This is a genomic window from Rufibacter sp. JT3400010 (assembly GCF_054956755.1).
Map to the genome: position 1 here is coordinate 24,735 of NZ_JBUDXA010000003.1, position 14,135 is coordinate 38,869.

6 protein-coding genes are annotated in these 14,135 nt (G+C 47.9%); all 6 read right to left on the reverse strand.

Translation table 11 applies throughout. The annotated features are described in order from the left end of the window. Positions 1 to 321 precede the first annotated feature (321 nt). Complete coding sequence (locus ACY0JR_RS03665; RefSeq protein WP_462632519.1) at positions 322 to 2,439, reverse strand: endo-1,4-beta-xylanase; 2,118 nt, start codon at positions 2,437 to 2,439, stop codon at positions 322 to 324. Between the two features lie 25 nt (positions 2,440 to 2,464). Next, positions 2,465 to 3,496 carry a DUF5627 domain-containing protein gene (locus tag ACY0JR_RS03670; protein WP_462632520.1) on the reverse strand — a complete coding sequence of 344 codons (1,032 nt, stop codon included), beginning with the start codon at positions 3,494 to 3,496 and terminating at the stop codon, positions 2,465 to 2,467. A gap of 52 nt (positions 3,497 to 3,548) precedes the next feature. Continuing rightward, entirely contained in the window at positions 3,549 to 5,291 is a 1,743-nt protein-coding gene (locus ACY0JR_RS03675; protein ID WP_462632522.1) for a RagB/SusD family nutrient uptake outer membrane protein, read from the reverse strand. Positions 5,292 to 5,316: 25 nt separating this feature from the next. Next, the gene (locus tag ACY0JR_RS03680) at positions 5,317 to 8,286 is read right to left on the reverse strand and encodes a SusC/RagA family TonB-linked outer membrane protein (protein WP_462632523.1); all 2,970 of its coding nucleotides are present in this window, start codon (positions 8,284 to 8,286) and stop codon (positions 5,317 to 5,319) included. Positions 8,287 to 8,378: 92 nt separating this feature from the next. After that, positions 8,379 to 10,265 carry a RagB/SusD family nutrient uptake outer membrane protein gene (locus ACY0JR_RS03685; RefSeq protein WP_462632524.1) on the reverse strand — a complete coding sequence of 629 codons (1,887 nt, stop codon included), beginning with the start codon at positions 10,263 to 10,265 and terminating at the stop codon, positions 8,379 to 8,381. 10 nt (positions 10,266 to 10,275) lie between these two features. After that, positions 10,276 to 13,410, reverse strand: coding sequence for a SusC/RagA family TonB-linked outer membrane protein (locus ACY0JR_RS03690; RefSeq protein ID WP_462632525.1), 3,135 nt, complete (start codon positions 13,408 to 13,410; stop codon positions 10,276 to 10,278). Between the last annotated feature and the right edge of the window lie 725 nt (positions 13,411 to 14,135).

A 14,135-nucleotide genomic window follows, 5' to 3' on the forward strand; every position in this document is an offset into this window, starting at 1 on the left:
TCCCTCTTTTGAGAGAATGTAAGCAGTTCTTTGGATTCTGTTTAGAGGCCGTTTTTTGAAAAACGTACCAAAAACCAATATAGGAGATGACCCCCGCTGGAAATTAGCGCAACTTCGCCCCACCTGTTTGCATGACTGGTTAAAAAAAGATCCCTCAGCGCCGGAAACCTGAATGACTCATGTTTTGGTAGTCTGGTGTTAAAGACATTCTTTCGGCTTGGCTGATTTCACGTTGAGCTTACAGGAAAAAACCAGCGTTTAAGGGCTATTTTCAGAAAACAGCCCTTAAACGCTGGTTCACTTAACCAGAGAAACTTCCAATTACTTCAATCCTTTCAGACCTTCGGCGAAGCCGGAGTACGCTGGTTTTCTAATGAGCCCTTGGGTCCAGAGTCCGGAAGGCTCGGCAGTAACATCTACAGGGCTGGAGATAGTAACTCCATACCGTTGTTTAGCAGGCACCATCTTCACGTATTCATCCAGAACGTACTGGAACATTTCTCTTTGGACCAGGTACTGCTCTGGAGTTACTTTGTCTGCGGTAACCCCTGGTGACACGCTTAACCCAGAGATCCTGACCATTTTGCCGGTGGCCGCTAGTAACTGGAACATGGTGGAAATGTTCTGCTTATCAGAGAGAAGGGTAAGGTTCAGTCGGGTTCCTATGCCGTCTACTTTGCCGCCATTCGCCTCAATGTACTTCACGTACTCAATAAGTCCTCTGGTTTTATCCAGGTTTTGCTCCAGTTTGGTGTCATTGATGAACAGCAGGTCAGTGGCGTTGGCATTGGCCCGGGCAGTTTTGAAAGCCGTTACGGCGTACTCTTTGCCCAGGTAATCTTGCCAGTAAAACTCATCAGAGGCTACGGTTTTGCCGGTTCCGGTTCTTACCTGAGAAGGTTTGTCATCATCCATGGGCTCACTTACTACATCCCAGGCTTTCACAGATCCCTTGGAAGCGGTGACCATGCCAGAAATCCAGCGGTCTAGCTGACCCGTAATAATGGCTTTTTTCTCTGTGGCGTTTTTCTGCACCAGGGTGGTTCCGCCCACAGAAACGGCCGAGCTCAGCACCACGTCATCTATGTACACGGTACCGGCAAACTCGCCATAACTAAAGACAAGACGACTTCTGTCTGCTGCGGTGGCGGTAGTGGTGATGGAGACAAGTTGCCAGTCTTTGGTCACGTTCACCATCCCGAAGCCGTTGGAAGAGTAGTTAGGGCTCTGTAATTCTGGCCTGATGACACCCGTGGCAGTACCTTTTACCCAGAAAGTGAGGTTGTACGCTTTTCCGTTGTCCAGCGGCTTGGGTAATTCATAAGAGGTTTGTACGGTGTAGTAATTGGCCTCTACCTTAGGATTGGTAACAAAGAACGCCTTACCGGTGTTGTTCAGGCCCATTCCGTCTGCTGTGATACCCCTGGTGGAACTGCCTCCCCAGCCTCCCCAGCCAGATCCTGTTTCAAAATTGCCGTTGGCCACCAAATTGGTGATCAACGGGGCTCCTTGGGTATCATACACATAGAAATTGTTGATGTCTACGTAATACGTCACGTTGGGAGCATACCCTAGGTCTAAGTGCAGTTTGATAGAACTAGCATCAAAATCATTTACCTTGAACCTAACCCTTTTCCACCCAGGGCCGGTAGTGAAGGTGGCCGAAATACTGCCTGTACCCATCCAGTCTCTGGAAGGAGTGTTGTTTTTTAACCCTTCAAAGGTTACTCTGCCTTCGCCCGGTGCATCAGACTTTATGTATAGAACCACTTCGTACTCATGGCCTTGCACCACCGGAATGGCGGGTGTTACCAGTTGGAGGTCAGTGGGCTTAGAAGCAGAGGCACCAGACACAAGCTTGATCGCTTTCACATTGCCCCCCATTCCTTCATTGTCTACAATTGAAACAGATGCCCCAGAGGTAGCATAGCCGGTAAATGTTCCAGCTTTGAGGTTATTAGTATTCAAAGAGTTGGCATACGCCGGAGACTCTACCACCAAGGGAGCAAGCAAGCCATTCAGGTAACCGGCGTTCTGGTTTGTATGCGACACCAGGGTGTGACCAAAAACGGTCACCCCTGCCTTCTCGGCGGTGGTTAGAAATTTGGTGACGTTTTCCAGGTTAAGGCTTCCGTCAGACTGCACTACGGCCCCGTGCTTCATGCCAGAAGCGGGGGTTACCTCATCAAAATTTCGGTTGATGAGTCTGTAGAGTACCCCTTGCAGGTTGTAGTCTGTTATTACTGCGCCGGTGCCTAGCTTAAAGCTGGGGTTAGCCCCTTTGTTCACGTATGTTTTCAGGTCTGCATACGCGTCAATTTCTTCCTGTTGGGCAAAGCTAGCAGGTTTCTCTACCTCAAACTCAAGCGGCTCATAGTCACAGGCAGTTGTCAGGAGTAAACTGGCAAGGCAGAATCCTAGTTTATATAAATGTTTCATGTTGTCCTAAACAAGATTTATACAATTATTTAAGCACCGGTGTGTAGGTTTCCATGGTCACCCCACGGTCGCGTAACACGACGGTGTCTGTAGAGGTGATGCGCATGTCGGCCATCTCAATTTTATAGTTGAGGTAAAGCGCATCTCTGTCAGCATTCCCCCAGCTTTTCTTTTCTCCTCTTTTCACAAACTTCCCGTTTCCGGTCACGGTGTAGGTCGTAGAATTACTTGAGATGGTGCAGTTTCCCTGCTCACTAAATGACAGTACTAAATTGTACGTAACGTCCTTTCCGGCTTTGTCTTTCATCATCACAGGTAATCCCACTTGGCTCAGTGATTGGGTGGTGAGTTTGATTACCTCATCATTCTCCACGTATGGTTTGTGTCTCACCACTGTTTTATTCAGAGAGGCATCGCCGTTTTTTGCTTCAACAACATCCTTACCTCTTCTAAGGTAATTTCCATGCCATGGGTTTACATACTTCACTGCGTACAGCACAAAGTCTTTGGGGACAATGCTCCAATGACCTGCCACTGCTCTGTTGGGGTTTTCAATCAAGGCCTTGCCTGACAAGATGGAATCCGCATTATGCACCGCCGTCATTCGCATGGGAATAACATAGTTTGTCTTCAAAGCCAAAGGGTCAGCAAAGAATTCATCGGTGAGTTGTACCTCCACGCCCCCAATGGTCTTACCCTGCGGAATAATGATTTTGTCTGAGGCTAGCTTGTAGTAATTGCTGGGCATGGCCGTCACCGCATTCCCGTTCGGGCCAAACAGCAAACCAGCGCTCAGTGAATTGTCAACGGTTACGGCAATGGTGACGTCTTTTTTGTTTTCATACACCCCGCCGGTAGTAGCCATAATGCTACACTTCTTCTGGTTGTCCAGGGTGGTGTCAAAAATGTCTTCCCCCATGACTATGGTGCGCACCGGATACTGGTAGGCGAAATAAGTAGACTGGAATTCGTAATCCGGGAACTCCCATTCCTCGTTTTCACAGGAAGTCAGGGCGACTACTAGCAGGCTTAGGAAGCTAAAATATATCTTTTTCATTTTCGAATTTTTAATAAAGGAAACCTAGGTGTAAAGAGAATAAGTGGGTCTGTTACCATCCCTTGTTTTGTGCCAGGTTATTAAACTTCAGAATCTCACTGTAAGGGACTGGGCCGTATTTCATGTGACTTGCATATACCCTAGCCTCCACTGGTATGGTCTCAAAGGTTCCATTTTGGATTCTAACCCCTCTTGCCCCCTCTGTCAGGTCGGCGTTCCAGCGGCGTAGATCCCAGAAGCGGAAGTCCTCAAAGCACAATTCTAGGCGGCGTTCATTTCTGATAAGCGCCCGCATGGCGTCTTTGTCTGACTTGATAGACTCCAGGTAGTTGTCAGGTTGGCTGATACCGGCACGTTTCCGGATGGCGGCAATCACATCATAGGCAGAGAAACCCGCTGTTCCTGTACCAGTTGGTCCCCAAGCCTCATTTGCTGCTTCAGCGTAGATAAGGTAGATCTCCGTATAGCGGATGCGAGGCTTGTAGTGCTTTTGCGTGTTGGTAGTGACAGGGTTAAGGTTCACGTCCTGACGAAGCAATTTGCGCAGGTAATAGCCTGTCCGGGTAGAGGTCTCCACCTTGTTCAGAGCATCATTGGTGGTTCCATCTGCAGCCGTGACAATGGCTGTATTGTTCGGGCCACCGGTGCTTCCGTTCACGGTGATGAAGAGTTTCAGGCGAGGATCACGGTTGTCATAAGGAGCAGTGGCCTTGTACCCGCTGGCAGCAGCCGTAATAGGAAAGCCGTTTGCCATAGGGAAAGCATCTACCAGGTTTTGAGAAGGGTTTAACCTACCGTTGCCGTAAAGGGTTGGAGGGAAATGCTGCCGCTCCAGGTCGTTGCTTTCAGAAACATCACTTCGCCAGAGTATCTCTGAGGGGTTAGTTCCTGCCGCTAATCCATTGATCACAGCGGCCGCCGAATACCAGCTCAATCCATTAGGATCAATGCCGCTTACTCCTCCTTTCAACTGTAATACCTTTCCGGCATTCTCGGCTGCTTTGGCCCAGGTGGTGGTATTACCGGAGCTATAGGCTGGGCTGGCCGCCAACAGGGAAGCTTGGGCTCTAACGGCCATGGCAATCCGCTTTGACATACGCTGGCGGGCAAATTGACCGAACACCCGATTGTATTCATCTACATTGCTCCCCGTGTAAGCGGGTGGTAAACTAGACGCATCCTCAAAGTCCAGAGGGAGCAGTTCTTCGGCTTTGTCCAGATCTCTGTAGATCTGCTGCATGCATTCCTCAAAGGTTGCCCGTGGCTTGTTGAAGTCAGAATTGGTTTGCTCAGGTTCCAGCACAATAGGAACCCCAAGCAGTTCACCACTTGGACTCTCTCCTGCATGCGCCCGTAACAAATGGTACATGAAAAGTGCCCGTAAACCATATGCCTCCCCGTTGATACGGTCTTTGAACATCTGGCTTACTTTCTCATCTTTGGCCCATTTCACTTTCTCACTCTCCTTAAGCAGGATATTCAGGTATTGAATAGCTGCTTTGGAGTTTCTCCATTCATCAAACGGGTTGTTGTTAGACGTCCACTGGCCGGTGGCCACTTTCAGGTAGGCATTGTTTCTGTCATTGCTGACTGCGTTGTCAGTGGCCACATCAGTAAACGCCCATCCGTTGGTGGGTATGCGCACATACCCGTTCAGAAGGAACCCTTGGGCATATTCTGCCTCTTCGTACATATCATCAAGGCCCCGAAGGTTTTCCAGGCCTGGTTCAATCAAATCATCACAGCCACCCGCCATAAAAGCGACCGCCAGAAATAAGAGTAATTTCTTTTTCATATTAGTATGCTTATTCAAAAGCCTATTAGAATGATGCCTTCAAACCAAAATTGTAAAACCGGGTTTGGGGTGAGCTCCCTACATTCAGTTCCATCACTTTGCGTTCCGGAGAAATGGTTAGCAGGTTTGCGCCACTGAGATAAACATCCCACTCCTGGATAAAGGACTTCTTCAGGATGGAGGTAGGAAGGCCGTAGGAGATCTGTATTTTGGCTAAATCGAACCGGTTGGTGCTGTAAAGCCAAAAATCAGATGAGCGGAAATTGTTGTCACTGTTAAGGGTGGTAAGCCGTGGATAAGTAGCGGTATTTTGGGTTTCTTGGGTCCAGCGACCACGCACCACCTCAGAATACTTGTCTTCTCCGTCTACCCAGAAGTAGGAGTTGTTTTTCATGGCATACGCGCCAAATCTACCTACTCCCAACGCAAAGAAGGTAAGGTTCCGCCACTTAGCAGTCAGGTTGATGCCCATGGTGAAAGGGCTCCCGTACCAACCACCTTTACCCAGATAGACTTCATCCTGAGTATTGATGATTCCATCGCCATTCTGGTCGATGTATTTGATATCACCAGGTTTTAACTGACCAAAAGACTGCGTAGGTGAGTTGTCTATGTCCTCTTGGCTCTTGAAGAACCCGGCATTTTGCAGTCCCCAAAGGGCATCCAGCGGTTTGCCTTTCCGGTTCTGGTACTCATCTTCGTAAAGCTCAGCGCGTTTAGTGGCTTTAGAATCATAGTAAGTTCCAACCACTCCCAAAGACCAGTCTACTTCGCCCAAGCGTTTGTTCAGGTTCACATTGAAGTCAAAACCTACCCGCTGGTCATCGTTATAGTTGACATAGGGAATGAAGGAAGAATTTGGCCAACCGGTAGTAAAGTAGCTGGGGTACAGAACCGATGCCTGCACCACATTGCCGGTGATTTTATTGGCAAAAACAGAGCCTTCAAAAGTAACCAGTCTGTTGAGGAACGACGCTTCAATACCAAGGCTTATTTCTTCTCTTTTAGAGAAAGTAAGGTCAGGGTTCTCTCCCCGTCTTGAGTCAGTGGTTCTGCTAAGCGCGCCATCTCTCCAGTTGTACCATGCTCCGTCTGTCTGGGTGTAGATACTCTGGTAGAGATAATAGTCATTGATGTTCAGGTCTGTGTGCAATACCCCTCCGGAAAAGGACAATTTCAGATGATCTAACACAGACGAGTTCTTCAGGAAGTCCTCTTCACTGATTCTCCAGCCCAAAGAGGCCGTTGGCGAGAAAGCCTGCCGGTTTCCTTCAGGCAATCTGGCAGAATGCACAAGGGCACCGTTGAGGTCTACATAATACTTGTTCAGGAAATCATACCCTACATGGAGACCTAAGTTGGCGTTGCTGGTCTTATGGTAAACCGCCGATTGCGACTGCTGAAATCCATTCGCGATCAGCATAGCCGAGATATGATGATTGTCTTGTATCGTGGTCAAGTAGTTGAACTGACCAGAAAAGGCCAAGGTTTGCTGGTACCAGCTATTGCTGACGTTTTGAGCCCCAGTTTTGAAATCCTGCCCAAATTTGGTTAAGCTACTGATTTGATCATACCCGGCATAGTTGTTCCAGGTGGGCTGGTATACCGCATAATTGTTGTTGAAAGATTGGTTGTAAGAGGTAGAATAATCAACTCCGAAGTTAGTCTCAAAGGTTAATCCTTGCAGAACATTGTTCAGGTTAACGCCTACTCCGGTGCCAAACTGAAACTGACGGCTGGTGAATTTGTTATTCCCGCCGGCGTAAATAGCTGCAAATGGGTTTGTCTGGTCTAGTTGGGTACCACCCAGAAGGTACTTGCCATCAATTATGTAATTACTGTTGGTTACCAACTGCCGGGAAGCCTCATCACTTTCCTCTATCATACTGATGGGAATAAGGGGAGCAAACCGGTTGGGCCGAAGCGTGGCGGCACCGTTCCAGTAATTGGTGTTTACCCCAAATCCATTGTAGTAGATTGCGGAAGCATCTACCCGGGTAGTGATAAAGCTATTCAGGTCAATGTCAACGTTCCCCCGTATATTGAAGCGTTCTGTTCTATTATTATCTACCGCCTCCCCAAAGTTCAGGAGAGATCCTGCGGTATTGAAGCCCATGTTGGTGTAGTAGCGGGCCTGCTTGTTACCCCCTGATATTTCCACGGTACCGTCATACCGATTATAGGTCTTTTTCAGATAATCAGGTGAATAATAATCCACATTTGGGTACCGGAAAGGGTTGGCCCCGGAAGCGTGGTTGTAAATGGTTGCATCACTGTATAGTCTATCCAAGCCATCGTTTTGCCGGGCTTCATTATACAAGGTCATGTATTCAGCAGAGCCCAGGTACTTTGGATAAGCCTTCGGAACGAACATACCCGCATTTACTCTTGCTTTGATTTGTTGATCCTGTACTTCTCCTCTTTTGGTGGTGATGTAAACCACCCCTTTGGCGGCCCGGCTTCCGTAAAGAACCACCGCAGACACACTCTTGAGGAAAGTCACCTGCGCGATTTCTGTAGGCATTACACTGCCAGCTTCACGAGGTACGCCATCTACTAGCAACAGATAACCGTCCATTCCCCAGATATTGCCGTTAAACCCATTGGCAAAACCCTCCAGCCCTTCCAGGCTGCTAGTAGTGTAACTTTTCTCTAAGATTTCGGCCAGATTCACTACTGACACCCCCTCCAGCACACTTCCTTTGTTTACTTTCCGAAAAGCGACTTGTACGGGCTGCGTATCGCCAACGGGTGCCAGGTTGATTTCACTTAACCCCGAAGTTGCCTCAATTGACCTTTGCTCGTACCCCGCTGCTCTCACCGACAAAGTAGCGTTGGGAGAGGCCGTCAAAGAAAAAGTACCCAGTGAGTCGGTTACCGTATTTTCGGCTTCGCTCCCACTACTAACTACCGCCCCACGGAGCGGTTTTCCTTCCGCCCCGCGTACAGTAGCTTTAATATCAATCTTGTCCGTTGTCTGTGCCTGCAGTACCATGGGGGAACCCGTGACAGCTGCACATAGCATTACTATATAGATGTATTTCATCATGCTCAAGTTTAGAATACCTATTTTGGATTACAACCCCATTACCATCCTGGGTTCTGTCTGAACTCCAGATATATGCTTACATCAGCTGTCTTCAGGGGTAACCAGTAGTGTTTGCTGCTGAATTTCCGTTCCAGAATGACTTGCTCCCGTAGGTTGGTCACCTTGTTCTGTTTGGGATCTGTGGTATTGAAAGCTCCAGTGCGGTTAAATTCAAGGGAAGTTTTCAGTGTATAAGGGCTCTCAATCAACAGCAACCAGCGACGAAGATCATTGAAGCGGTGTCCTTCAAAAGCGAGTTCCACGGCTCGTTCACGTCTTACTTCACTCATGAACAGATCCAGTGATCCCAAAAACTTGTCGGCTACATGGCCTACACCCGCTCTATCGCGGAGCATATTGATAGCATCTACCGCAGTCTTGCTGTATCCTGGGACTTGGCCCACAGGAGAGCTATACCCTTGCGCAGCAGCTTCGGCGTACATAGTATAGATATCTCCTAATCTCATCCAAGGAAGGTGAATGTTAAGGCTGTTACCGTAATCGTATCCGTTGTCATACTTATTGGCCGTGATAGGAATGAATTTGTAAAGCAGGTACCCTGTGCGGCTACCGGTACTGATGTTCCTGAAATTACCTCCGGTGAAAAGGTTGGCATACCGGTCGTCTTTCACGGCATCAGGAATAGACCCTTGCACTACTTTTACCCCATCATATACAATGTCATTGTAAAACCGAGGGTCACGATTACGCCAAGGATACTCAGGATCATACCCAGATTCAGGGTCAGCCTTGGTGATGTCCTTGATAGGAAGCCCATTCGCCATGCCATAGAAATTCACGTAGTTAGCTGTAGGCAGGAACTTCACATCACCGTCAGTTAAGATAGGGGACGGCTGATATTGCTTACTAGTACCCCAGTTAGAGCTATTGGCCCCAAAGTAAGGCCCCCGGAAAATGGCTTCGGTGCTACCGGGCATCTGCCAGTTCTGACCAGTGGTATAGAAATTCTTGTAATACTCTTTGAAAGGCAGCAGTTTATGGGGAGCCTCACCGCTTTCAGATAATTGTAACAACTCCGCAAATGCCGCCGCAGCTTTCTTGCACAATTCAGGATTATAGCTTCTATTCCCGGTTGATTCAAAGTTCATCAAAGGACTACCAGACCACAGATAATTCTTACCCAGGTACCCCAGGGCCATGATCTTATTAATCCGAAGCTCATTTTTACCAAGCGTTCTTTTCCCAACCGTGGTATTGTCCCAGTTGACAGGCAATAAGTCGGCGGCAGCTCTAAAGTCCTGGGCTGCTTTCTCCGCGCATTCCTGGTAGCTTAAGCGGGGTAAGGTTAATTTCTGATCGCTGGGAAGTACGTAATCAATGTAAGGTAATCCGCCGAAGTACTGCATGAACTGGAAGTGGAACCAGCCTCTGAAGAACAGCAGTTGTCCTTTCACCAGGTTCTTTTCTTCCTCGGTGGCATCAGTCATCTTATCCAGGTTCTCCAGACCCATGTTGGCTTTTCTGATTCCGTACCAACCCAGTTTCCACATAGATTTTGTAAAACGGTCATCATTCGTGGACGTGTTGCTTCTATCCATCCAACCGGCTTGCCAGCCATCGTGCTCAGACTGCCAACCCCAGAAGTTTCCGTTATCTATTTTAACCGCAAAGTGGAAATCGCGGGCAGTAGACTGAATTTCATCATCTCCCCAGTTCCATGAATTCGTCCAATAAGCATTGGAGAAGTCTGGAATACAATGGTAGAGCTCCTCGGTGTACCCCTGGAAGTTGGTGAAGTTTTTAAAAGCTTCTTCCGGCGCAATGATAGACTCATCTGTTACGTCAAGGTAGTTTTCACAAGATGCCGTTAACACCATAGAGAATGCCAGGCCCCACCGCAGTAAAGTATTAATATATTTCTTCATATTATTTGTGCTAAAAAACAATGTCAACTCCTAAATTATAGCGCTTTACCGTAGGGTAAGCTCCCTGTGAAGCCCATCCTGTTCCTGCAAAGTTGGACTCCCGGTCATCTGGCATCTTGGTCCATACATAGAGGTTATTTCCGTTCAGATACACCCGAACATTGTTGAACCCGATTCTTTTGACTGCCTTGGAATTAAAGGTATAAGCGATCTCTGCGTTCTTCAGGCGTAGGTAAGAGCCGTCATACATGTACCTGTTGCCGCTGTTGTAACCGCTAGGGGTTGAGAGCCAACGGGGCATGGGAGTATCAGCATTGGTGTTATCTTTAGACCAGTAGCTTCCCTCTTCGTACACCACATGGTTTTGTGAACTCAAGCTGGTAAGCACCACCTGTCTGGTTACATTGTTCACGCCGTAGAACTGCACAAAAGCGCTGAATCCTTTCCAGTCTAACCCAACCGTGCTGTTGTAGGTGTTTTGCGGGGTGCCGGTATAACCAAAAGGAATGTTGTCAAATTGATCAATAACCCCATCTCCGTTATAGTCAGCGATCAAATAGTTACCAGGCATCTTCTGGTTGTCATTGGTGTTGTGTGCCGTGCTGGCATACAGCTCATCCCAATTGTTGTAAAAGCCTTGGTTCACGTAAGAGTAAGCCTGCCCAATCTGCTTGTTTTCCCTTTTCTGATATTCTGGGAGAAGCCCGGCGTCATCGGCATCCAGCACTTTGTTTTTAGAGTGGGTCATGTTAAGATTAGACCACAAGCGTAACCCAGTTCTAAATTTATGCTCAAGGTTTAGCACAAACTCATATCCCTGGTTTTGCACTCTTCCTAAGTTGGCAACCGGGGCTACCGCACCATAATAAGAAGGGATTGATCTGCTGCCACCAGCCAAAAGAATGTCATTCCGCTCGTCGCGGAAGAAATCCACGTTTCCGTGTATGGCTCCGTTTAAGAATCCGAAGTCAATTCCAACGTTGTATTTCTTTACTGTTTCCCAGCGAACATCCTCATTTCCAACAGAGTTTTCTCTGTACCAGTTGTATGGACTCTGTTCAGCTGCCTCTCCCGTAATACCAAGCCGTGATCTACCACCGTAGGCCCATTGGGTTAAGTAAAGCCATCTTCCGTTGATATTGTCATCCCCAATCTCTCCGTAAGATGCCCGTAATTTCAGCATATCAATGAAAGAGAGGGATTCCATGAATTTCTCTCTGGAAAGTAACCATCCAAGACCTCCGGAGGAGAAGAAGGCAAACCGGTTCTCTTTGCTGAATTTTTCTGATCCATTGTAGGCACCGTTGTACTCCAGCATATACTTACCTGCGTAGTTGTAAGTAGTCCGGAACACCCAGTCTTCCCTGAATTGCGGCACCTGGCTTCCTATCGCTAGTTCATTCCGGTTCACCAACCCCATGGCAGTGATGTCATGATCTTCTGCCACGGTGATCTTGTAGTTCAACTGAGCCTGGTAGAACAGTCTGCGCTGAGAAGCCCCATTGTCAACTGCCCCAGGAGTGGCACTCCATTTCACCCCTTCCTGAAAATCAAATCTGTTATTCGGGTCAAAACTTTGTTTGTACGTGACGGTTCCTGTCACCGGATCTACCCAGGTTTCCTGCGTAGTATTGTACAAGTCGTTTACGCCTCTGTCTCTTTCAATGAAGGTGTTATCTAAGGCGATAGTCCCTCTGAAATTAAGTCCTTTCAGGAGCATGTCTAGTTTCTGCTCCAGCACAAAGTCTGTGTTCAGGCGCGCCGTTGTTCTATACTGGATACCGCTGATTGCCAGTGACCTTACTGAGTTTTCGGCTAAACCTGGATTTTGGGCAAAATACCCCCATGAACCGTCTGAGTACTGAGGGAGAAACACATCTGGGGCATTACTGTAGGCGGCAATCCACATGCCGTATTCGTTGCCGCTTGCTCCCCACGGGCTTTTCTTCACGCCGTAGGAACCGGAAAGATTTGCTTTGAAAACCGTAGTGGGGGTGATCTGGAAGTCCAGGTTGCTGCGCACGTTCAACCGGTTGAAGCCATAGCCTGGCTCATACCCACGGTTGTTGTCAAATTGCCGCATCAAGTCTCCTTCGCGCAGGAAATCTGCACTGGTAAAGTACTTCACGAATTTAGAACCGCCGCTTACGTTCAAGCTGGCGTTATAAGACATGGCGTAGTCTCTGAACAACGTGTTTGCCCAGTCAACATTTGGATACCGCTCTCTTTCTGCCTCGTTTTCCGGAAAGCGGTATTTGTCAATGATAGCTGCCGGAAGGTAGTCATTCCAGGCAGATGGCCTGAGAGCCAATTCATTTTCTATGGCCCGGTTACGTACCCATAAGGCATCATACGCATCATATTTACCGGGCAATTTAGAAGGAACTTTCATGGTGGAGTTCACCCGTCCCCGTATCATGGCTTCTCCCTCCACTCCTCTTTTGGTGGTGATAATGATGACACCATTGGCCCCTCTGGAACCATACACAGCAGTGGCGGAAGCATCTTTCAACACAGAGACAGACTCAACTGAGCTAATGTCCACGCTTGTCATGGGCCGTTCAATACCATCTACCAGCACGAGCGGCGAAGAATTATTCCAGGAGCTTGACCCTCTAATCACAATTTGAGGATCTTCCTCCCCCGGCATACCTGTACTCGCTGACGTAACTACGCCCGGTACGTTACCCGTCAAGGCAGCTCCAATACTGGACACCCCACCGGCACGTTCCAACACTTTACCCGTGGTTTGGGTAATGGCAGCCACTACACTTTCTTTCTTCTGCTCACCGTACCCTACTACCACTACTTCCTGCAAGCTGTTGACATCTGCCTTCAAGGTCACATTGACCTGCGCTTTACTGCCTACCACCATCTCCTGCGTAACGTACCCAATAAAGCTGAAAACCAATACAGCTTCCTGCGACGGTACATTGATGGAATAGCTTCCATCTATACTAGTAGAGGTACCAATGGTGGTGCCTTTCACATACACACTTACCCCCGGCGCGCCTTGGTCATCGTCGCTTAGGATTACCTTGCCCGTGATGGTCCTGGTTTGCTGGGCAGCACTTCTTCCAACCGAGAACTCGGCTGTTTCTGCTGCCAGGTTAATTTCACTACTGCCTTTTGGTTGGGGGCTCATGCCAGACGCCCAGGATGTTCCAGCCAGAAGCCACTGAACACAAACCCCCAGGCAGGCATATCTTAGCAAATGCTGATTTTGTCGTAGAAATTTTCTCATGCCATTTTCATTTAATAAGTAGTTGAACAACCCAGATGCTTTTCATGTATGAATAAATTTGTTTGTAGTGTTTAAGGAGCGTCATCAACTGGCAAGCACTTAAGACCTCAGTGCCTTGACTCTACTCACTCCGGTTGATTCAAAGGAAGATTGTCGTTTAGTCAGAGAAGCCTGCTGATGGCACCATACATTTACCCGATAGGCCTTCTATTGCGTAAGCCCCTATGTTGGTGCCGGGAAAGCCAAATGAATTGACTTTGGATAGGTTTTGAGTAGTAACCTTTCCCACATCCCTCCTTCTCTTGAAGAGAAGCCCTTCCGCCAGGTATAGTAAGCGCTTCTTACCAACTTCCTCTTTGTCTGCCCAAGGCCGCTACTTAACATAATGGCTTTGCTCTTGCACTATTTTTAAAATAGAATCTTCAATGCCTTCCTTTTCTGTCCTTTGATTTTAAAAACATATGCTAATGTATTTTGCTAAGAGCTAAGATGAACTTATTCATGTAACACGTCTTTCATACCATGTTGCATGAGTAAAATCTGGTGTAACATATATGCGGCCTGATGTAACATAACCCGCAAATTTCAAAGGAATGGAGGTTTTTACTCTCTGAAGGATTTTGGCG